The sequence below is a fragment of the Micromonospora sp. WMMD729 genome, from assembly GCF_049315225.1.
Taxonomy (GTDB): domain Bacteria; phylum Actinomycetota; class Actinomycetes; order Mycobacteriales; family Micromonosporaceae; genus Micromonospora.
The window spans coordinates 442,969-462,636 of record NZ_CP186059.1; the positions used below are offsets into that span (position 1 = coordinate 442,969).

General features: G+C 68.9%; 22 protein-coding genes and 1 tRNA gene. 12 read left to right on the forward strand and 11 right to left on the reverse strand.

Annotated features, from left to right (window positions below):
- Positions 1 to 60: 60 nt before the first annotated feature.
- The 5 genes from ACN263_RS01985 to ACN263_RS02005 all read right to left on the reverse strand — a co-directional run bounded on the left by ACN263_RS01985 (position 61) and on the right by ACN263_RS02005 (position 4,854).
- Positions 61 to 1,098, reverse strand: coding sequence for a hypothetical protein (locus tag ACN263_RS01985; protein ID WP_422738123.1), 1,038 nt, complete (start codon positions 1,096 to 1,098; stop codon positions 61 to 63).
- Positions 1,070 to 1,663: an N-acetyltransferase gene (locus ACN263_RS01990; protein ID WP_422738124.1), complete on the reverse strand. Its 594-nt coding sequence runs from the start codon at positions 1,661 to 1,663 to the stop codon at positions 1,070 to 1,072. The genes ACN263_RS01985 and ACN263_RS01990 overlap by 29 nt, the downstream gene beginning before the upstream one ends.
- Before the next feature lie 84 nt (positions 1,664 to 1,747).
- The gene (locus tag ACN263_RS01995; RefSeq protein ID WP_422738125.1) at positions 1,748 to 2,428 is read right to left on the reverse strand and encodes a GOLPH3/VPS74 family protein; all 681 of its coding nucleotides are present in this window, start codon (positions 2,426 to 2,428) and stop codon (positions 1,748 to 1,750) included.
- A gap of 9 nt (positions 2,429 to 2,437) precedes the next feature.
- Positions 2,438 to 3,442 carry an acetamidase/formamidase family protein gene (locus ACN263_RS02000; RefSeq protein ID WP_422740567.1) on the reverse strand — a complete coding sequence of 335 codons (1,005 nt, stop codon included), beginning with the start codon at positions 3,440 to 3,442 and terminating at the stop codon, positions 2,438 to 2,440.
- A gap of 5 nt (positions 3,443 to 3,447) precedes the next feature.
- Positions 3,448 to 4,854, reverse strand: a complete 1,407-nt coding sequence (locus tag ACN263_RS02005; protein WP_422738126.1) for an APC family permease — start codon at positions 4,852 to 4,854, stop codon at positions 3,448 to 3,450.
- Positions 4,855 to 5,229: 375 nt separating this feature from the next.
- Here ACN263_RS02005 and ACN263_RS02010 point away from each other — a divergent pair, with 375 nt between their 5' ends.
- The 12 genes from ACN263_RS02010 to ACN263_RS02065 all read left to right on the forward strand — a co-directional run bounded on the left by ACN263_RS02010 (position 5,230) and on the right by ACN263_RS02065 (position 16,031).
- On the forward strand, positions 5,230 to 6,699 hold the full coding sequence (locus ACN263_RS02010; RefSeq protein ID WP_422738127.1) for a helix-turn-helix domain-containing protein: 1,470 nt from the start codon (positions 5,230 to 5,232) through the stop codon (positions 6,697 to 6,699).
- Positions 6,700 to 6,714: 15 nt separating this feature from the next.
- Positions 6,715 to 7,347 (forward strand): 2'-5' RNA ligase family protein, encoded by a 633-nt coding sequence (locus tag ACN263_RS02015; RefSeq protein ID WP_422738128.1) that lies wholly within the window; start codon positions 6,715 to 6,717, stop codon positions 7,345 to 7,347.
- A gap of 381 nt (positions 7,348 to 7,728) precedes the next feature.
- On the forward strand, positions 7,729 to 8,148 hold the full coding sequence (locus ACN263_RS02020) for a hypothetical protein (protein WP_422738129.1): 420 nt from the start codon (positions 7,729 to 7,731) through the stop codon (positions 8,146 to 8,148).
- A complete protein-coding gene (locus tag ACN263_RS02025) occupies positions 8,129 to 9,040 on the forward strand; it encodes a phosphotransferase family protein (RefSeq protein ID WP_422738130.1) in 912 nt (303 codons plus the stop codon). Before ACN263_RS02020 ends, ACN263_RS02025 begins: the two co-directional genes overlap by 20 nt.
- 287 nt (positions 9,041 to 9,327) lie before the next feature.
- Positions 9,328 to 9,855: a DUF6244 family protein gene (locus ACN263_RS02030; RefSeq protein ID WP_422738131.1), complete on the forward strand. Its 528-nt coding sequence runs from the start codon at positions 9,328 to 9,330 to the stop codon at positions 9,853 to 9,855.
- A gap of 206 nt (positions 9,856 to 10,061) precedes the next feature.
- Complete coding sequence (locus ACN263_RS02035) at positions 10,062 to 10,448, forward strand: hypothetical protein (protein WP_422740568.1); 387 nt, start codon at positions 10,062 to 10,064, stop codon at positions 10,446 to 10,448.
- Between the two features lie 15 nt (positions 10,449 to 10,463).
- Entirely contained in the window at positions 10,464 to 10,916 is a 453-nt protein-coding gene (locus tag ACN263_RS02040) for a SitI3 family protein (protein WP_422738132.1), read from the forward strand.
- 536 nt (positions 10,917 to 11,452) lie between these two features.
- Positions 11,453 to 11,902, forward strand: coding sequence for a SitI3 family protein (locus ACN263_RS02045; protein WP_422738133.1), 450 nt, complete (start codon positions 11,453 to 11,455; stop codon positions 11,900 to 11,902).
- Between the two features lie 33 nt (positions 11,903 to 11,935).
- Entirely contained in the window at positions 11,936 to 12,670 is a 735-nt protein-coding gene (locus ACN263_RS02050; RefSeq protein ID WP_422738134.1) for a serine/threonine protein kinase, read from the forward strand.
- Between the two features lie 239 nt (positions 12,671 to 12,909).
- Positions 12,910 to 12,982, forward strand: a tRNA-Arg gene (locus tag ACN263_RS02055).
- 398 nt (positions 12,983 to 13,380) lie between these two features.
- Positions 13,381 to 13,833 carry a hypothetical protein gene (locus tag ACN263_RS02060; RefSeq protein WP_422738135.1) on the forward strand — a complete coding sequence of 151 codons (453 nt, stop codon included), beginning with the start codon at positions 13,381 to 13,383 and terminating at the stop codon, positions 13,831 to 13,833.
- Between the two features lie 95 nt (positions 13,834 to 13,928).
- Entirely contained in the window at positions 13,929 to 16,031 is a 2,103-nt protein-coding gene (locus ACN263_RS02065; RefSeq protein ID WP_422738136.1) for a tetratricopeptide repeat protein, read from the forward strand.
- A 47-nt stretch (positions 16,032 to 16,078) separates the two neighbouring features.
- Here the strand turns inward: ACN263_RS02065 and ACN263_RS02070 are convergent, their stop codons facing one another.
- The 6 genes from ACN263_RS02070 to ACN263_RS02095 form a co-directional block, all read right to left on the reverse strand.
- A complete protein-coding gene (locus ACN263_RS02070; protein WP_422738137.1) occupies positions 16,079 to 16,384 on the reverse strand; it encodes an alpha/beta fold hydrolase in 306 nt (101 codons plus the stop codon).
- A 34-nt stretch (positions 16,385 to 16,418) separates the two neighbouring features.
- A complete protein-coding gene (locus ACN263_RS02075; RefSeq protein ID WP_422738138.1) occupies positions 16,419 to 16,799 on the reverse strand; it encodes a VOC family protein in 381 nt (126 codons plus the stop codon).
- A 101-nt stretch (positions 16,800 to 16,900) separates the two neighbouring features.
- The gene (locus ACN263_RS02080) at positions 16,901 to 17,251 is read right to left on the reverse strand and encodes a DoxX family protein (RefSeq protein ID WP_422738139.1); all 351 of its coding nucleotides are present in this window, start codon (positions 17,249 to 17,251) and stop codon (positions 16,901 to 16,903) included.
- Positions 17,252 to 17,344: 93 nt separating this feature from the next.
- Complete coding sequence (locus ACN263_RS02085; RefSeq protein ID WP_422738140.1) at positions 17,345 to 18,115, reverse strand: hypothetical protein; 771 nt, start codon at positions 18,113 to 18,115, stop codon at positions 17,345 to 17,347.
- A 55-nt stretch (positions 18,116 to 18,170) separates the two neighbouring features.
- On the reverse strand, positions 18,171 to 18,773 hold the full coding sequence (locus ACN263_RS02090; protein ID WP_422738141.1) for a ClpP family protease: 603 nt from the start codon (positions 18,771 to 18,773) through the stop codon (positions 18,171 to 18,173).
- A gap of 136 nt (positions 18,774 to 18,909) precedes the next feature.
- A complete protein-coding gene (locus tag ACN263_RS02095; RefSeq protein ID WP_422738142.1) occupies positions 18,910 to 19,497 on the reverse strand; it encodes a helix-turn-helix domain-containing protein in 588 nt (195 codons plus the stop codon).
- Positions 19,498 to 19,668 lie beyond the last annotated feature (171 nt).

Here is a 19,668-nt window from a genome sequence, read left to right on the forward strand (position 1 = left end):
GGAGGGGCATGGGTGAGCCTCCTTGATCCTTGGTAGGGCGGCGGCCGGTGGTGCGGCCTGTCAGGGCCGGAGGGTGGTGGCGGTGTCGGTGGTGTGGCCGCGTTCGAGGATGAGGACAGCGGAGAACAGGCCCGGCCGACGCCCGCTCAGCCGCTCCTGCGCGGCGAGGATCTCGCCACTGTGCTTATTGACCAGCAGCTGGGACGTGGATCCGTCGGCGGTGATCGTGAAGGTCAGGCCGGTGCGGCCGACGATGTCGGCGCTCGGTCCTCGATAGGTGATGCCGGGGATGGCCGCGAGGACGCGCAGGCTTGTGGCCCGTTGGGCTTGGTTGAGGTACTGGGTGCTCGCGAGTGCGACGACGCCGTTGGCGAGTAGCCGCGGGTAGGCCGGTTCGTTGGCCAGTTCCCTGGGCGCGAGCATGTCGGCGAGGGTGTGCGCATCACTGGGCAGCGGCTCGGACAGGTACGGATGTAGGCCGCCTGACAGGTGCTTGGTCGTTGCCTCAGGCGCCTGCGTGAACAGGGCCGGCTCGTGGCGCTCGGGTTGGTGGTTCAGTCCCGGCAGGTCGGGGAGGCGTCGAACCTTTTCCTGGCCCGAGCCGTCGATGTCGCGGCGCCATTGGCGCAGGTCGGTGCGGGTGATGCCGTTGGTGGCGCGGGTCCAGGACTGGGTGTGCAGGTAGGTGTAAGGGCGAGCGGTGGTGGTGTCGCCGGGCGTGGCGGTGACGGTGTTGGCGAGGGCGGTCAGCCGTTCTGACGGCGTGAGACCCGGCCCGGTAGTGGCCGGCTGCGTGGCGACAGTCCGGCTGTCGGCTATTGCGGGCGGCGTTGACGCGGGCTTCTGGTGGGCCGGGGTGGTGGTGTGGCAGCCGGTGAGGAGGATGCTGCCGAGCAGGCTGACGGCCAGGCGGCGGGCGGGGGCAGTCGGGGTAGCTATCACGGTGTCGGGGTTCCTCCCTGGCACTGAGCAGTCGGTGGCGACGGCAGTGCTGGCGTTGTGAAGGTGAGGGCGCTGACGAGTCCGGCGAGTGCAGGGAAGGCGATGATCTGTCCGATGGGTGGGCGGGTTAGGCGTGCTGGTCTTGCCAGCGGTCATCGACCGGGCGCGCCGGATTGGCCGGCATGGTTTTGCTGGCGTGGTGGGGGTTGCGGCGCATAGGTCGCAGGCTCGGCCCGTTCGGCACGGTGAGGGGCGGGCGGAGCATGTACCCATAGCGGGCGAGCAGGTGCTCCGGTTCTGCGGGAACGGCGGTCCAGGAGGGTAGGCCGATGCGGTCGAGGCGGGCGCGGTGATGGCTGAGCAGGGCACTGCCGCAGCCGGCCTTCTGCTGCTTTGGGGATACGGCGAGGAGCGCCAGGTGGTAGTGCGGTTCGGTGGGCTGCTGCTGTGCGATCAGGCACTCAAGGGCGGTGAAGCGCTCAGCGTGTGCTCCGGCGGCCTCCACGAGGCGGGTCGGGTAGTTGGCCGGTGGCGGGATCGGTCGGTAGCGGTGAAAGCCGACGATGGCGGCGGTGAGGTCGTCGGTGAGGTGTACGTCGCCGAAGAACATCGCGTGCTCCACCCACACCGCGATGACGTCGGTCATCACCTGGCGGCGCTGCGCCGCGTCCGGTACCAGCCAGGCTCCGAGCGGGCTGGGGTGCAGGGCGTCGGCGATCAACGCGGCGACGGCCTGTCTGTCTGTCCAGCGGGCGGCGCGGATACGAACGCTTGAGTCCACGGCGTTGTCGTCCCTCTCGACGGTCTATCGGTAGGTGGCGGTGGCGAGGTCACCGATCGCGGCGTCGACGACGGCGGTGATCTCCCGGATGGGGCGGTGGTGTTGGGCGGCGATTGTCTTCAGGTGAGCGGTGAGGGTGGCGGTGTCGTCGTCGAGGTAGAGATGGTCGGCGAGGCCGAGGACGGCGACGAGTCCGGCGAGCGCGGCGGTGTGGTTGTCCGGTTGCTCACGGCCGGCGGCGAGGTAGCGCAGCCGGGCGCGGGCGACGACGGCCCACTTGGTGTCGGTGGCGAGGTAGGCGTCGGCGCGGACTAGGCCGCCGAGGCGGCGGCGGGCGGTATGGCGCAGGATCCCGGCGGCGACGAGTCCGGCGCGGGTGCGTTCGTACAGGTCGTCGGCGAAATCTCGCAGGAACGCCTTCACGGTCGGGGTGGTCCGGGAGTGATGGATCGCGGCGAGGGCGGTGTCGGCGATCAGGTCACCGACTGCCCGGTCGGAGTTCAGGCGTAGCCACCGGTCCGCGGCCGGATGGTCGCCGTAGGAGTCGAGGGTGACCCGTCCGGCGAGGAACAGGTCGATCAGCACTGCGCCGGCCATGCCGAGGGCCAAGGCTTGACGATGCAGGTGCGGCTGGCCGGTGTCGTCGTGGTGCCCGAGCAGGAACAGCTCGTCGCGCAGCGACAGCTGAGGTATCGACGCGGTCATCACATGCCCCTATGCCTGGACTGCGGCAAGGGCCCGCAGCCGGGCGTGCGCGTCGCGGTAGGCAGGCTGCGGCTGCGGGAGGAGGGCTTTGTCGATGGCGGCCAGGACGGTGTAGTTGGGGTCGCAGACGTTGCCGATGGGTGCCCGCCCGGCCTGCGAGATGAGCTGATAGGCGTCGAGCACCTGTAGGCCGCACAGGTCGACGGTCCAGGCGGTGAGGTCCTGGTGGGCCATGCGGTAGGCGTCCTCCAGGGGGCGGGCGCAGCCGACCGACATGATGGTCTTGTAGCTTTCCATGCGCGGCCAGGCGGTGGCGGCACCCTTGATGACCTCGACGGCGAGGGTGGTGACGGTGGCGATCTCCACGCCGACGCCGCAGGCTTCGCCGTGGCCCTGGCGGGCGTGACCGTCGCCGAGGGCGAGCATCGCCCCGTGCACGTTCACCCCGAGATACAGGGTGGTTCCGGCGCGCAGTTCCGGGGTGTCGAGGTTCCCGCCGTAATAGTCCGGAACGATCGTGGAGCGGGACTCCATGCCACCCGGGGCTACGCCGATGGTGCCGATCATGGGATCCAGCGGCAGCTCGACGGTGTGCTCGCTGGCGGTGGCCCGATAACGGACGATGCCCGCGTGCCGGTCGATGTCGTACACCCACACCCGCTCGTCCAGCGGTGGCTGCAACGTCGCTGTGTGCGAGGTCGACGTGAGTGCCCCGAAGTACGGGAAGGTAGCCGATACACCCCAGTCCCGGGCCGGTTCGATCGACACGAGGTGCACGGCGAGGGTGTCGCCGGGCTCGGCGTCTTCGACGAAGAACGGCCCCGACACCGGGTTCAGATACGGCATCTGGCACACCTGCGACGGCCGGTCCGCCGGCCCCCGCACGAGACCGCCGAAGCAGTCCTGCGTGTGCACGGTGAACACATCGCCGGAGCGGACGTGGGCCACCGGGAGACGGCCGCCAAAGGTGTAGGCCAACTCGTCGCGGGCGGGCCGGTAGGTGAAGTGGCTCATCGAGATCACACCCGCTCCATGTCACGCCCGGCGGCCTGGGTGGGGGCCAGGCCGGACAGCACCGGCCGGCGGCCGGTCAGGTACAGGCCGGCCAGGACCACCACGCCGAGGCCCAGCCAGGCCAGGCCGAGGCGCTGGGCGGCGATGTTGGCGTTGACCACGACGTAGGCGAGGATCACGAACCCGATGGCGGGCATGAGCAGGTGCGCGAACCAGTTGCCGCTGCGACGGCGGATCAGGTGGTGCACGACCACGGAGACGTGCAGGACCAGGAACGCCACCATCGCCCCGAAGTTGATCAGCGACGACAACAGCGTGATCCCATCCGCCCGCGTCGCCATGTACAGGCCCAGGGCGAGGGACACGACGCCGGTGAGCAGGGTCGCGTTGATCGGCACGCTGCGGCGCACCGACACCTTCGCCAGGAACGCGGGGAGCTGCCTATCACGGGCCATCGCGTACAGCAGCCGGGACGTGGCGACCTGCGCGACCATCGAGTTCGGCAAACCCCAAGCGATCGCGGTCGCCACCGCACACACCGTCGCCAGCCAGCTTCCGCCGGCCACTGCGGCGGAATCGTAGAAGGCGTTGCCGTTCACATCGCCCTCGGCCCGCAGCCCGCCGGGGTTGGGCACGAGCATCGCCGCGAGCCACGTCTGCGCGATGAACAGCACCCCCGCCAGGACGAGCACGGCCGCCATCGCCCGGCCGATCTGCCGGGCGCCGTCACGGGTCTCCTCCGCCAACATGGAGATGCCGTCGAAGCCCAGGAACGACAGCACCGCGATTGACACCGCCCCCGCCACGAGGGACCAGGTGAAGGTGTCGGCGTTGTAGAACGCGTCCCAGCTGAACCGGCCCCTACCCGTCGCGAGGGCCCAACCGGCGACGACCAGGAACAACGCCAAGACGATCAGCTCACCGACGAGCATCACCCGAGTGACCACCGCCGTCATGCGGATGCCGACCGAGTTGACGATGGTGTTGACCGCGACGAACCCGAGCAGCCACAGCCACACCGGCACCGTCGGCACCGTGGAGTGCATCGCCACCGACGCCACCAGGTACAGCAGGCCAGGAACGAGCACGTAGTCGAGGAGGATCACCCAGCCGGCGAGGAACCCCACCGGCGGGCTGATGCCCCGACCGGCGTAGTTGTAGACGCTGCCTGACATCGGGAACGCCTTCACCATCTGCGCGTACGAGAACGCGGTGAACACCAGGGCCACCACACCGATGGCGTAGGCGAGGGCCACCATGCCGCCGGAACCCGCATAGACGCTGCCGAAGATCGCCATCGGCGCGATCGGCACCATGTACACCAAGCCGTACGCCAACAGGTCCCGAAACCGCAGCTGGCGGATGAGTTCCTGCCGATAGCCGTAGCGGGCCAGGTCGTTCGAGGTTGTCATCGGTAATCCTCACGAGGATGAGAAGCGCGGGCAGGGCGCGGAGAGACGCCTGCCGGGTGGTCGTCAACGACCCGACAGCGACGGGCATTCGCGGTTGACGTTGCTGTGGCAGCCACCCCACTCGTCACTGGTGGTGGCTACATCCGGACCGACGGTGATCCGGCTCGGCAAGCTTGCCAAGCGCATCCACGTGAGTGGATCCCCGGTGGTGGTGAGATTTTTCCCCACCCGCGCACGCCCACGACCTGCAGATACTTTGATCAATTAGCGGCGAGCTACCCACCCCGGGGCCGCTGGCCTCGCCGCGCCCCATACCGATTCCGGTGAGAGGGGCGATACCGTGCGATAGGAAGCCGTACGTAGGAGGTGACCGCGATGGCAAGAACGACGGGCACCAAGGCGCAGCGTGATCACGTACGCCAGACACTGGCCGGTTTCGGAGCGACACCCACAGCCATCGCCGCCGAGCTGCAGCGCCGCTTCGGGCTGCGCCCCCGGGATGCCTTTCGCCAGGCCCATGGTTGGACCCAGGACGCGGTAGCCGAAAGATTGAACGCCAAAGGAAACGGTTCGGCGACGTTCACCGGGGCGCGGATCAGCGACTACGAGCGGTGGCCCTTCGGCGGTCGTCGGCCCACCCTGGCTGCCTTGAACGCGCTGGCGCAGGTCTTCGGCACCGAACCGGGCAGTCTGGTCGATCTCGACGACCTGACCGCTATGCCGGAAGCAGACCGAGCGGCGCTGAGCGGCGGGAACGCCGCCCCGATGCCTGCACCACTGGTCGCATCCTCGGCACCGCCTGGCGCGATTGCTGAGCCTCTGCGGTGGGACCTCGGCGCTCTGCAGGACGAGACGGAACTGGTGATAGCGGTGGCAGAACGCACGGCGAGCTTCGGCACATGGGCGCAGGCCTCCAACGTCGGGCCTTTCACCCTCGACGATGTCGCTGCCTCCACCCGCAGGATCGCCGTCGACTACCTGACCGAGCCGCCCGTCGTCGTCTACGCGCGGGCTGGGCTCCTGGCCGACCGCGTTTTCCGCCTTCTGCAGACCGGGCGTCAGAACCCTGATCAGTCTCGGGAGCTCTACACCTGGGCGGGCTACCTCTGCACACTGCTCGCCTGGATGGCAGGCGATCTCGGACACCCGGCTGCAGCCGAGTCCCAGGCACGTACCGCCTGGATGTGCGCCGAGACCGTCCGCGACAACACCCTCCGCGCCTGGGTCCTCTCGACGATCAGCAAGACCCACCTATGGGAGCGGCGGTTCGAAGATGCGGCCAACGCCGCCGTGCGCGGCTACGGTCATGCCGCCGAGGGCAGTGCGGCGGTCATGCTGGCGTGCCAGGAAGCGGACGCGTGGGCGGAGATCGGCGCTGTCGAGCCGGCGCGGGCAGCACTGCAACGCGCCGAAGAGGCCCGCCAACATGCCAGCAGCGACCCGGTGGGTGGCCTTCTCGCCTGCGGAACGGTACGTCAACACAACTACGCTGGTTCTGTGCTGCTCCGCATCGGCGAGGCTGCCAACGCCATCCAGCACGCCGAGCACGCCCTGACGGAGGCCGCCGCAGACCCCTCGATCGCCTACGGCACGCTCGCCCAGATTCGCATCTGGGCCGCCGCAGCACATCTCAAAGCCGGCAGCCTCGACGGCGCGGTCTCGGTCCTCTCACCGGTGCTCGCTCTGCCACCCGAACAGCGGCTCGACCCGCTGGTGCACCGCCTGCGCGGCATCGGGCGCAACATCGCCGGCAACCCGTCGCTGCGCACGAGCATCGAGGCCCGCAGTGTCCAAGCAGCCATCACCGAGTTCTGCGCCACCGGCGCCGCCCGGCAACTTCCATGAAAACCTGGAGAACCCATGGCAGTCCCGCACGCCACCAATATCCGTAACCACTGGTACTGGCGACCGGGTTGGGGCATCGGCTCCCGCTTCTACACCTGGCATATCACCTTCGACGGGCAGCCCGAGGTCGAGAAGCTCGCTGACCAGTACCGGTCCCTACTGTCTTCGCAGCCCAGCCTCGACGTCATTCCTAACCGATGGCTTCACCTAACGATGCAGGGCATTGGCTTCGTCCAAGACGTCGTCACCGACGACGTCAACGCCATCGTGGCCGCCGCCACCGACCGCTGCTCGCGCCTGTCACCCTTCGAGCTCACCATCGGCACCCCCCACGTCGATCCCGAGTCCGTCCAGATCGCTGTCGACCCGATCGAGCCCGTGCGGCAACTCCGCGCCGCCATCCGTGCCGCCATCGCCGACGTCTGGGGGCAGGACCGAGTACCCGAGGCCGCCGAGGCCTACAACCCTCACCTCAGCCTGGCCTACACCAACGCCGACGGTCCTGCGGCGCCGCTCATCCAGGCACTCTCCGGCGCCCCGAAGATCAGCGCGGACGCTCTGATCACCTCGTGCCAGCTCATCGTCCTCAACCGCGACAAGGGCATGTACGTGTGGGAACCGTACGCCACCGTAGAGCTCGGTTCCTGAATCATTTTCTACGTCCGCCGGGACACCTCGTAGTGGTGGTGATCGTCCAACCCATGCCTCCTGGCTTCGCACCTCATCGAGGGCGGGCAGGAGTCGCCGCCTGCGATGGCTGCTCACTCGGCCGGCGATCCGTGAAGGAGCCTGCGCCCGCTCCGACGGGGAGCGGGCGCAGGTGACGCGGCGCCTGGCGGTGCGGGTTGGTGCAAGCGGAGCCGGCGGGCGAGGGTGGCGGCTTGGTCGACGGTGGGGAGGCCGGTTTCGGCGGCCAGAGCTTGGATCTCGGTCTCGGTGGCGGGGTCGGTCAGGTAGCGGGCCATCAACAGCGTCCCGGGGGAGAGGATTCGGGAGAACGAAGTGCGGGGATCTCGTTGAGCACGGCCCGTGGCTGGTGCGCGCGCTGGCATCGTCCTGCACTTCGGACTGCTGGGCGCCTGGATCGGCGCGGGCACCATGCGGGACCTGGTCTGGAGCGAGCGCTACGGCTGCGGATTCGACCCTTCGCTGGTTCGGGACCTCGACGTTGTCTTCCTCGACCCGACGCCTTCAGCCCTTACCGAACAGATGTGGTGTGGCTGGCCCGCCCGCACGCCCAAGGCGCTGCACTTTCGGCTGTATATCGCCGTCATGTATTGGCACTCGTTGGGGCGCCTGCCGGCCGGTCATGCGCTCGGCGACCAGTACTTTCAACGCTGGGGCGCAGAGATCGCCGCGGTCTGGCACGGGGAGCGCTCCGAGACCGGCCTTCGTCAGCGGGTCATCGACTCGATCAAGGAGACTGCCGATGTCGCGCACGCCGCCTGATCTGCCTGGCTCAGCAGCCGCGATCGGGCTGAGCATCGACGCGGTGCTACGGCGCACGAACAAGACTCTGCTGGCACGAGGCTCATTCCGCGGCGAACCGGCAGCGGTGAAATACCTGATTGACCCGGATCCGTTCTGGGCGGCCAGGTGGCGACACGAGTTGAACGTGTACGAGGTCTTTGGTGACACCACCCCGCCGGTCCGTGTTCCTCGGCTGCTCCACACCGACCGTGACCGGCTGCTGGTCCTGGAATGGGTCGACGCATCGCCCCTCGCGGTCGAACGCTACCCCCAGCGTGAGCTCGATACCCGGGAGGTGGATGCCGTCCTGGACGGCATCGCCGCGTTGAATGAGTGGACCTACCCCGCCGCCCGGTTCTCGCCCACCTTCGACTACTCGCAACGGGTGGCTCGGTACCAGGCCAAGGGATACCTCAGTGAGGGACAGCGAGAGGCTCTGGACAGGCTGCTGACCCGCTGCGGCGCGCCGGCACAGCTCAATCACGGCGATCCCCTGGCCAGCAACATCCTTCTCACTGCCGGCCGTTCCGACAGCGGTGACGAGGCCGAGACCACGGCGGTGTTGGTCGATTGGGAGTTCACCGGGCTGTTCCTTCCGGGCTTCGACCTTGCGATGCTCCACACCCAGGCCGGCGCAAGCACGCCAGTGATCCGCGAGCGTATCGAGGCGATCGTGAGTGAGACGGGCATCGAGGCCGCATTCGCGCTCAACCTCGCTGTGGTCCTGACCCGCGAGCTGCGCCTGCACCACGAACTGCCCGAGGACGACCCGACCCGGACGCGGTGTCTGCCGATCATCGAGGCCGCCTGGATCTCGGCCAGCACTCGCCTACAACGGATCGCCGCCGCGAGGCCAGCATGGCCCAAGTAGCCCTGGTCCACCGGGACCTCTACGTAGTGAGCCGCAGCGGCATCTGCACCCTCTACCGCACCCTGGCCCGCCAGCTGACCGACCGGAGTGGCCCCATCGTCGTGACCGCCCCGTGGATGCTCACCGATGACGGTTCCACCGGAAAACTGCACCTCGGCCACTATGTCGGCAGCATCGCCAACCGGGTCAAGCTGCACCGGGGGCGACCACGTTGGGCTGACCACCGACGCGATTGCACTACGGGTAAGTGATCCAACAACATCATCGCCGATTGGAGACCGCTCCACTTGTCGAACATCGAGAAGGTTGACGCCGAGCTGCGTGCCCTGACAGCCGGCGTCGACAGAGCTCGCGGCCTCACCGCCGCAGCCGGCACTCAGGCGCAGGAGGTCGGGGTTCGTGCCGCGGGCGCCGGCTTCGCCGCGGTGGCTGCCGGCATGGCCCGGGTCCATAGCGCGATCAATGAGATCCAGGTTGGTCTGGGCCGCCTCTCCGCCTCGATCGGGGAGGCGGCGCAGGCCACCGCGGCGGTTCCCCGCCAGGGCACGCCGCAGGAGACAATGTCCGGGCTCGCGCCGGTGCGCAGCGCGGTGGACGGCGCCCGCGACGCGGCGACCGCAGTGATCAGTCAGGCCGGCGCGGCGCAACAACTCGTCACGGCCGTCCTCCTCGGCGGGCAGCCGGGACCCCTGTTGCAGGCCTTGGACGGCGTCAAGCAGGTCATAGTGCTCATCGTGCAACGTACCGGCACCGCCCGGCAGTTCGTCGACGCGGCAGCCGCCGAAGCACGACAGCTGGGATCAGCGGGAAACTGACGAGGGCTGGCGGTCGCTCGCCGGCCAGCCCTTCCTTCGACCCTGATGGCAGTACGGCCGCAACCACTCCCGCCAAGGAAGCCGCCGATCTCCCCGGATCGGCCTTCACCCGTTGGAGCAGGCCACCCACAGGCGTTCCCGGCGGCTCACCAACCGGACCACGAACCAGGATCCCACCGCGCGAGGACGAAGCGGTACGGCGCTCACTGGAGTTGGAGAACGAATGCGCCGACACCCTCGCCCACGACGGCTACCGCGTACACCAAAACCCGACACGGCGGGAGATCGCCGATGCACGCCAGAGCACCGGCGACGTGGGCAAGCCCGACAAGGAACCCGACTACCTCATCGAGGGCCACGTCTTCGACTGCTACGCGCCCACCCCCGGCAAAGCGGTACGCGGGGTATGGACGGAAGTGTCGCAGAAGGTGGCGAGGCAGCAGACCCAGCGGGTGGTGTTGAACCTGCAGGACTGGCGCGGTGACATCACCGCCCTGCAGAAGCAGTTCGACGACTGGCCGATCCCACAGCTCAAGGAACTGGCCGCGGTAACCCGAAGCGGTGCGATCATTCAGATCGTCCGACGAGACTGAGAAAGCAGGCAGCACGTGGGCATTGAGTACCGACTAACCCTGGCCGGCGACATCCCGCTAGAGGACCTCGCCCCCCTCGTCGCCCCACACGGCGTCGAGGAGTCGACACAGCCCGGCTACCCCCGGCTGCTCAGCGCCGACCTCCGGGGGGAACTCGGCTACACGGTCACCATCTACGCAGGCAGCAACGGCTACTTCGACGCCGAAGTCGACCGCGGCGCCCGATGGGAATGGGAACCCGACACGTACACCAACATCGTCTTTGACCTGCGAAAGAACGACCCACCCGACGAGGTGCTCCCCACCATGGTGTCGGCCGTCGGCCGTGTTCTCGCCAGCCGGCAAGAGGATGCCGCGCTCCTGCTCAATGGCAACTGGCTCCTGCTGACGCGAGTCGCGGGAGAGCTACGCGAACACCGACAATCGTGGTGGGACTTTTACGGCGTTCGGGAGATGATTGTGCGGTAGGCCGGTCCACGGCGGACACCACCCGTCGGCTGTTCCTGCCGGACTTGGCGGTGGGCAGCGACGGAGGCAGCGGGCCCTGAGAATTCGGGGTGTACGCGGAACGGTGTTGTGCCGCCTCCAGACTGGCGGATGAGGCCGTGGCCAGCTCGCCCGAGGACCCGACGGCGTCGGCCGATGTCCTAGTCGGCACGCTGCGACGCAGGCGGACCCGTGACCGCCTACGCTGAGTCTTCCTTTCTGCGACCGGCGGATCGAGCCGCCGGTCGTCCTCTGCCGTCGCCAGGGGTATGTCTTCGACTGCTACGCGCCCCACTCCTCCCGTGCCGGGCCGGGCAATCTGGAGCGCGGTATCTAGAAAAGTCGACGCCGAGCAGACCCAACGCGTGAATTTGAACCTCCACGCCTGGCGAGGAAACCTCGCCGCCCTGCACAAGTAGATCCATGACTGGCCCGCGACAGGGCTGAAGGAACTGGCGGCGGTAACGCGCGACGGTGCGATCCTTAGATCATCCGGCGAGGCTAACGAAGGGACGCGGATGGCTGTCGAGTACCGGTTGACGCTGGCGGGCGATATCCCACTCGAGCAGGTGGCGCAGCTTGCTGCTCCCGGAGCGGTCGAAACGTCCACGGCGTCCGGCGGCAGGATGCTCAGCGGCGACCTGAACGACGAGCACGGGTACGTCGTGGACATCACCGGCGGCCGGCGCGGCTACTGCAGCGCCGAGGACGACGGTGGTGCTCTGTGGGAGTGGGAGCTGGAGGCCTACGTCGAAGTCAGCTTCTACATGCGCAAGGACACCCTGGTCGACAGGGGTAAACCCCAGATGCTGGCGACGGTGGCCAGGATCCTCGCCGGCACGGCCGAGGATGCGGCCCTGACTCTCAACGGCGACGTGCTGATGCTGACGCGCGTCGCGGGCAGCCTTCGAAAGCACAACACCGACGGCTGGAACGACGAAGACGACGACAGGATTCTCCATCCCTGAAGGGCGTACGCCTACCTGCCTTACTCTCTCTGCGTGGAACTATCCCTGGACTCTGCGTTCGCGATCTTCGACGCCCAGGACTCCGGGTGCCTCTCCTACGGCGTCGAGGCGTCCGGGCGCCGCTGGTTCGTCAAGACAGCCACCACCGCGCCCAGTCGCCGTTCCTTGCTGCGAGCCGCCCAGTTCCACGCCGCGGTCCAGCACCCGGCGATCGTATGCCCCGAGCAGGTCCTCGACGGGCCGACGCTGGTCTACCCATGGCATGACGGCAGCGTGCTTAACCACGCCGCCGTCCACGGTTCGGACCGCAGCGCACTGCACCGGTTTCAGCAACTTCCCCTGCCCGACGTTGAAACAGCCATCAACACCATCCTCGACGCACACCTGGCCGTAACCGCCGCCGGATATGTCGCGGTCGACCTCTACGACGGCTGCTTCCTCTACGACTTCCACGCCCGCCGACTCCGCCTGATCGACCTCGACGAGTACCGGCCCGGGCCGTTCACCCTCGGCACAGACCGTCTCCCCGGATCCCGCCGCTACATGGCTCCCGAAGAATTCGTCCGCGGCGCCGTCATCGACCAGCGCACCACCGTCTACACCCTCGGCCGCACCATCCACCACCTCCTCGACTCCCCAACCGGCTGGCGCGGCTCCCACCACCAGATGCAAGTAGCCGTTAACGCCACCGCCACGACACCTGCCGACCGATACCCCGACGTGGCAGCACTCACCGCCGCCTGGCGCACAACCCTGCCGAACCCGTAGCTCGGAGTGCACATCATGATCCTCATTGACGTGCGCGATGTGTGCTCTCCAGCGGATGTCAACCCGGGTGAACCGGTGCCAACGCGGGTCACCGCCGCCGACCGCCGGTCGCAAACCGGGGTTCGTGTGCTCCGGATGTGGTCCTGGGCTGGGCGAACGGCGGTCCGGGGAACGTGGGTGAACGTGGGCCACGCCCTGCCACCCCAGGTGAACCCCAGGTCGCTAGACTAGGCGCTCGCGCCCCCGTAGCTCAGGGGATAGAGCATCGGTTTCCTAAACCGTGTGTCGCAGGTTCGAATCCTGCCGGGGGCACCTCAATACACAGCCGAAATGCCATCTGAACTGGCAATATGCATGCTGTTCGATTAGCGCGAGTGTTCAGCAATACGCCATCGGAAGTCGCCGTTGTCGCTGACCACCGTGCCCGACACGGCGGTCAACGGCGCCCGTCAGCTACACCCGCCGCAGCCTCCAGGTGGGGCGTGCAGGCAGGGCGGCTGCCAGGGCATGGATCGAGAAATCCCAAGCCGACAGTGCCCGCTCAAGAGGAGCGAGGATGCGGAGCGTCAGCGAATCGGCGCACAGTGTGATGCTGGTCTGAGTGGTTCGCTACTGCTGCACAGCCGGGGCGTCGGGTTGCCGACATCGGACCGGGGCGGGTGGGAAGTGCGCTTATGGTCCGGTGGCCGACGATCCACGAGGAGGACCGGTTGGAAGCGGAGTTGGTGGCGTTGGCCGCGAGCGCGGCGACGTCGGTTGTCAGCGCGATGGCGACGGACGCGTGGCAGTCCATCCGGGGGCGGATCGCGCAGCTGTTGGGACGTGGTGACACGCGTTCCGAGCGGGTGGCGTTGGAGACGTTGGATGAAGACGCCGTGCTGTTGGCGGCAGGGGCGGCGGTGGAGACGCGGCAGGAGGTGACGGCGGCGTGGACGGTACGGCTTCGGGACCTGTTGCGCGCTGATCCGAGCCTGGCAGCCGGGCTTCGGGAGCTGGTCGCCGATGTTGACGCATCGACAGGTTCCGCGTCGGCGTCCGGACATGGGGTAGCGGCTGGACGGGACATGACGATCGAGGCCAGCCATGGTGGTGTTGCGGCCGGCACGATTCATGGTTCGGTGAATCCGCCGGGCCCTTCGCTGCCGGGGACGGATCGGGCCTGACTGTCCCCGGGCTTCTCCCCGGGCCCCGACAGCCGGTGTCGGTGGGCGCTCATTCTGCGGTGGTAGCCACCGAGGGTGGGATTGCGGTCGGCGGAGTGTTCTACCAGCAGCGGCGGGTCGCGGGACATCCGGTACGGCTGGATCCCCGCCCGGCACGGATAGCCGGCCGCGAGGAACTGCTGAACCAGATCGCCGACCGGCTGACAGTCGGGCCGCAGCCGGTGGTGGTGGCGCTGTCCGCCCTGGGCGGGGTGGGAAAGACGACAGCGGCGGTGGAGTTCGCGCATCGTCATCTCGACCGCTACGAGGTGGTGTGGATGTTCCACGCCGAGGACTCGACGGCCCTGGTGCAGCAGTTCCACGACCTGACCCAGCTGCTGGACCCCGCGGACCTGTTGGACCATTCAGACCCCGTGGCGCGGATGCACGCGGCGTTGGCGGCCCGCGACCGACCGTGGCTGCTGGTGCTGGACAATGTCCGCGATTACGCCATGGCCCGGCGATGGCTTCCGCCACGGGGCAGCGGGCATGTCCTGGTCACCACTCAGGATGGACACTGGCCGGCCGAGCAGACCGTGCCGATCGGACCGCTGTCCGTCGAGGCCGCCGCCGGGTTCCTCCTCAGCTGCGCCGGTGAATACGACGAGGAGGCCGCCCGGAAGATCGCCACCGAGTTGGGCTCGTTGCCGTTGGCGTTGGCGCAAGCCGGCGCCTACGTGCAGACCACCGGACGCAGCCTGGCCGAGTATCTGACCCTGTTGCGCACCAACCGAATGCAGCTCCTGCGCCGGGCCGCTCCGACCAGCCACCAGGCCCCGGTCACCGCGACGTGGTCCGTCGCCCTGGCCGAGTTGGCCGACACCAGCCCCGACTCGATCACCCTGTTGCGATTGTTGTCGCATCTGGCGCCGGAGGACATCCCCCATCGACTACTACTGGCCACCGGAACACCACTACCTCCTGAGGTGCACCCGGAGATTGCGCACGCGACAGATCGGTTGCGAAGCGACCAGTTCGCCCTCGATGACGCTGTCGCTGGGCTTCGGCGACACAGCCTCATCGGGCCCCCCGCCGAGGTGGTCACCGTGCACCGCCTCGTGCAGCACATCACCCTCGAACAGATCGACCCCGACCATCGCCAGGGATGGCAGACAGCAGCTACCGCGCTGGTCGAAGCAGCAATACCCGCCGACACCAGCAGGCGGGAAGCATGGCCGATCTGCGCCCTACTGCTGCCGCACGCCTTGGCACTGCTTGACCCGATCGGTGTCCCGATCTGGCGACTCGCGAGGTCGTTCGGTCATGCTGGTGACTACCCCACCGCGGTGGCGGTATGGAGCATCCTCGCTGAAGCGCACACCACCCAACTCGGACCGGAACACCCGGAGACACTGTCTGCTCGACACGAGCTCGCGTCCTGGACAGGGGATGCGGGGGATGCGGTGGCGGCGCGGGACCTGTACGCGCAGCTGCTGCCGGTGCGCCAGCGGGTGTCGGGTGTGGAGCATCCGGATACCTTGTCCACCCGAGCCAACCTGGGCTATTGGACGGGAGAGGCGGGGGATGCGGTGGCGGCGCGGGACCTGTACGCGCAGCTGCTGCCGGTTCAGGATCGGGTGTCGGGGGCAGAGCACCCGGACACGTTGACCGCCCGAGCCAACCTCGCCTATTGGACGGGCAAGGCGGGGGATGCGGTGGCGGCGCGGGACCTGTACGCGCAGCTGCTGCCGGTGCGCCAGCGGGTGTCGGGGGCAGATCACCCGGACACGTTGTCCGCCCGAGCCAACCTCGCCTATTGGACGGGCAAGGCGGGGGATGTGGTAGCGGCGCGCGACGTGTTCGCGCAGCTGCTGCCGGTTCAGGATCGGGTGTCGGGTGTGGAGCACCCAGACGCCCTGTCCATTAGGGACAATCTCGCCTATTGGACGGGCAAGGCGGGGGATGCGGTGGCGGCGCGGGACCTGTTCGGGGAGCTGCTGCCGGTGCGGGAGCGGGTGTTGGGGGCGGAGCACCCGGACACATTGGCGACCCGGGCCAACCTCGCGTACTGGACGGGGATGGCGGGGGATGCGGTGGCGGCGCGGGACCTGTTCGGGGAGCTGCTGCCGGTGCAGGAGCGGGTGTCGGGGGCCGAGCACCCGAACACATTGTCGACCCGGGCCAACCTCGCCTACTGGCGAAACCAGGCGGACGGATAGAGGCAGGGGTAGCCACCGCTCGTAGTGGGATCGTTCACGCCGCCAAGTTAATGGCCCAGCACCGCCACCGGGCCGACCTCCAGGCGCTGGTGGAACGCGGCGACATCGGCGACGTAGTCGTCACGCTCATAGCTTCCGGTACGGTCCGATGCTCCGTGGCCGCGCTGATCGAGCGCGATCACCCGCCACTCCGGCGCCAGTGCCTCGGCCAGTGGTGCGAATGCCGACGCCTCGTTGTAGTGCGCGTGCAGGGCCAGGAGTGGGGTGCCCGGTCCACCGAAGTCCAGATGGGAAAGCTGTCGACCCTTGACCTCGAAGAACCCGCGAATGGTCGGCGATCCCAGCCCGGTCATTGTCGCCGGTCGCGAGGCGCTGGGCGGGCGGCCGTCAGAGGGGGTCGAGGCGACGCCGGAGCAGGCAGAACTCGTTGCCTTCCGGATCGGCGAGGACGTGCCAGGACGCGTCCGCGGGCTGGCCGATGTCGACCTGCCGCGCCCCGGCGGCCAGCAGGCGCTCGAGTTCGGCGGCCTGGTCGCGGTCGGTCGGGTTGACGTCGATGTGCAGCCGGACAGGGCCGTTCTTCGGCGCGTCGTCGCGGATGAGGAAGATCGTCGGCTGTGGGCCGCCGAACCCTTCGCGTGGGCCTACCTCGACGTAGACCCCCTCTTCGCGGTCGAGCTCCACGAAGTCGAGGACCTCGCACCAGAACCGCGCCAGCACCTCGAGGTCGCGGCACTTGAGCACGAGCTCACCGATACGGCATGCCATTGACGGGACCTACTTCCAGCAGGGGACCCGCCGGGGCGACCCTCATGGGCTCCCAGCAGGGCGAACAGGCTCGCGATCGTACCGGGAGGGCGGCTCGACGGTCACCAGTGGTAGGCCAGGTTGACCGCCAGCGCGGCCAGCACGGTGACGAAGAAGACCGCCCATCCCACGAGTTTGCGTGACCCCACGCGCAGGTGCGCGATCAGCGCCCCGACGAAGTACAGCACCAGTCCCGCCGCCGCGAGCGTGCCCAGCAGCGGTACGGCGAAGCCGGCCAGCAGCCCCATCGAACCGGCGGCCAGCAGCGTGCCCAGCACGGGCAGCCAGGAGTGCGGCACCCGCTTCATGTCCGCCTGGGCCTTGGGATAGTCGTGACCGATCAGGTAGGTGACCGCGGCGATGGCGGTGAACACCGAGGCGATGATGGTGACGGTCACGTAGATCGCGAACATGAGCCCTCCCTGCGAACGGAACAGCGCCGCGAGGCATCGAGCGGGGTGGGCGCCCTCCGGGTCGTCCCCGGAGGGCACCGCGTCATCGCAGGGTCAGAGGAACTTGTACATCTCGGCGGAGGCGGCCTCGGTGTCGGCGGCCGGCGGGGCGGTCACGGTGACCTTCTCGCCGAAGCCACTCATCTTCATGTCGGTGACGAGGTCACCGAGGCTCTTCGTGGCGACCGTGTAGGACAGGGCGGTGAGTCGGCCGTCGGCGTCGACGGTCGCCTCGAAGGGGATGGCCTTGGGGTCCTTCGCCAGCTTGGCGGTCGACTCGAGGCCCTCGCGCATGCCGCCGTCGCTGCTGGCGGCCTCGGCGGCCTTGTTCAGGTCGGCGGTGCCGCTGTAGCGGCCGGGGCTGACCTCCTGGGCGGTCACGATGCCGCCGATGAGGCCGGTTTGTGACTTCAGGTCGAACGACTGGCGCAGCGAGCTGGTCGGCCGCAGCTTCTTGAGGTCGATCTTCATCCAGGGCTTGTCGCCGTCGAGCGAGTCCGACTTGATGTAGGCGGCGTCGCCGATCAGCCGGGCCTCGATCGGCTCCGGGGCGGTGCCGGTGACGTGGATCGCCTTGGCGGCGGGGTCGACCTTGCCGCTGAGGCTGATCGACTGGCCGCCGGCCTTGACCGAGGCGTCCATGGTGACCGTGCCGGCGAGGCTGCGGTCCATGGCCTGCCGTACGGCGGCGGCCGGTTCGAGTTTGGGCGTGGTGGGGGCTGCGGCCGGGCCGGACGACCCTCCGCTGTCGCCGGACGTGGTGCCGCAGCCGCCCACCAGGGCGGCGGCGAGGGCAATCGAAAGGACAGGAATCAGTCGACGCATAGACGCGACCCTAACCAACAAGGTCCACTCCCGGGGGCCCGGCCGTGACGCTGGGTCAGTCCGCCGGCAGTTGCTCGGCGTTGGTGAGCACGCGGTCGACGAGGCCGTACTCCCGGGCCTGCTCGGCGGTGAACCAACGGTCCCGGTCCCAGTCGCGCTGGATCTCGTCGAGCGTGCGTCCACTGTGCTGGGCGATCAGCTCCTGCATCGTCCGCTTGACGTGCAGCATGTTCTCCGCCTGGATGGTGATGTCAGCGGCGGTGCCGCCCATCCCGCCGGATGGCTGGTGCATCATGATCCGCGAGTGCGGCAGCGCGTACCGCTTGCCGGCGGCACCGGCGCAGAGCAGGAACTGCCCCATCGAGCCGGCGAAGCCGAGCGCCAACGTGGCGACGTCGTTGCGGACGTAGCGCATCGTGTCGTAGACCGCCATCCCCGCACTCACCGAGCCGCCCGGCGAGTTGATGTAGAGGTAGATGTCCCGGTCGGTGTCCTCGGCCGCGAGCAGCAGGATCTGCGCGCAGATCTGGTTGGCCGACTCGTCGGTCACCTCGGTGCCGAGGAAGACGATCCGCTCCCGCAGCAGCCGTTCGAACACCTGGTCGCCGAAGGTCGGCTGGCCGCCGTCCAGCATCCGCACGCCGTCGTACCCGATCATCGGTCGCCACCTTCCGCCGTGCCGGCGGGCGGCGGGACCGCCCGGTGGACCGGCCCTTCCAGCGTGCGCGCGGCGCCGGTCGCGGCCCAGGGATTCTGCCGGCGGCAGATCGGCCCAGGGCAGAAACCCGGCCGGCCTACACCCGGGTCAGCCGCCGCCGGCCCGCTCGGGCCCGGCGGCAGGCCAGCATCTTGGAGGTACGCGGACCGGGGCGCCCGGCCGGTGCGGAGGCGATCAGCCGAACCCGCAGCCCCGATCCTGGAACGGTCGACCCGAAGGGCGTGGCTGGACCGCCGACGTGCAGGATCGGCCCGCCCAGCCGCAGCACCGGCCCGGCCGTCTGCCGGACGGGAGCCGGGGTGACGGCCGCGGGTGGGGTCGCCCCGCCGGGGTGGAAGCCGATCCGGAGCGCGGGGCCGGTCCCGGTGCGGGCCGAGGGCGCCCGTTCCAGCCGGGCCAGGGCGGCGCGGGGCGCGGCGGGGATGCGCCGCTCGACCCGGCGCAGATCGTCGCGGGCCGCTTCGAGCAGGTCGGAGAGTTGGATGCCGAGCGCGCGGCAGATGGCTGCCAGGACCTCCGACGAGGCCTCCTTGCGCCCTCGCTCGACCTCGGACAGGTAGGGCACGGAGACCCCGGCGGCGGCGGCGACGTCGCGCAGCGTGCGGCCCTGGCTCTGGCGTAGTCGGCGCAACACTCCGCCGATGACTCGTCGCAGCAACGACATGCCGGCCTCACTTTCGCGGTCGTCGTCGGGAACACCCTCATCATGCCTGTCCCCGGCCGGCGGGGCCGACCCGTACGCGACCGTGACCGGTTGTCCCCGAGCGACCCGGACGTGCGAACCGCGGCGTACCCGCTATGTTGTGGGCGTGCAGGCGACGGCGGGGGAGCAGGT

Excerpts from the sequence above, each read along its gene's own strand:
- ACN263_RS01985 (WP_422738123.1), bottom strand. The coding sequence starts at position 1,098 with ATGACCGCTGGCAAGACCAGCACGCCTAACCCGCCCACCCATCGGACA.
- ACN263_RS01995 (WP_422738125.1), bottom strand. The coding sequence starts at position 2,428 with ATGACCGCGTCGATACCTCAGCTGTCGCTGCGCGACGAGCTGTTCCTG.
- ACN263_RS02000 (WP_422740567.1), bottom strand. The coding sequence starts at position 3,442 with ATGAGCCACTTCACCTACCGGCCCGCCCGCGACGAGTTGGCCTACACC.
- ACN263_RS02005 (WP_422738126.1), bottom strand. The coding sequence starts at position 4,854 with ATGACAACCTCGAACGACCTGGCCCGCTACGGCTATCGGCAGGAACTC.
- ACN263_RS02010 (WP_422738127.1), top strand. The coding sequence starts at position 5,230 with ATGGCAAGAACGACGGGCACCAAGGCGCAGCGTGATCACGTACGCCAG.
- ACN263_RS02015 (WP_422738128.1), top strand. The coding sequence starts at position 6,715 with ATGGCAGTCCCGCACGCCACCAATATCCGTAACCACTGGTACTGGCGA.
- ACN263_RS02025 (WP_422738130.1), top strand. The coding sequence starts at position 8,129 with ATGTCGCGCACGCCGCCTGATCTGCCTGGCTCAGCAGCCGCGATCGGG.
- ACN263_RS02045 (WP_422738133.1), top strand. The coding sequence starts at position 11,453 with ATGGCTGTCGAGTACCGGTTGACGCTGGCGGGCGATATCCCACTCGAG.
- ACN263_RS02070 (WP_422738137.1), bottom strand. The coding sequence starts at position 16,384 with ATGACCGGGCTGGGATCGCCGACCATTCGCGGGTTCTTCGAGGTCAAG.
- ACN263_RS02075 (WP_422738138.1), bottom strand. The coding sequence starts at position 16,799 with ATGGCATGCCGTATCGGTGAGCTCGTGCTCAAGTGCCGCGACCTCGAG.
- ACN263_RS02080 (WP_422738139.1), bottom strand. The coding sequence starts at position 17,251 with ATGTTCGCGATCTACGTGACCGTCACCATCATCGCCTCGGTGTTCACC.
- ACN263_RS02085 (WP_422738140.1), bottom strand. The coding sequence starts at position 18,115 with ATGCGTCGACTGATTCCTGTCCTTTCGATTGCCCTCGCCGCCGCCCTG.
- ACN263_RS02090 (WP_422738141.1), bottom strand. The coding sequence starts at position 18,773 with ATGATCGGGTACGACGGCGTGCGGATGCTGGACGGCGGCCAGCCGACC.
- ACN263_RS02095 (WP_422738142.1), bottom strand. The coding sequence starts at position 19,497 with ATGTCGTTGCTGCGACGAGTCATCGGCGGAGTGTTGCGCCGACTACGC.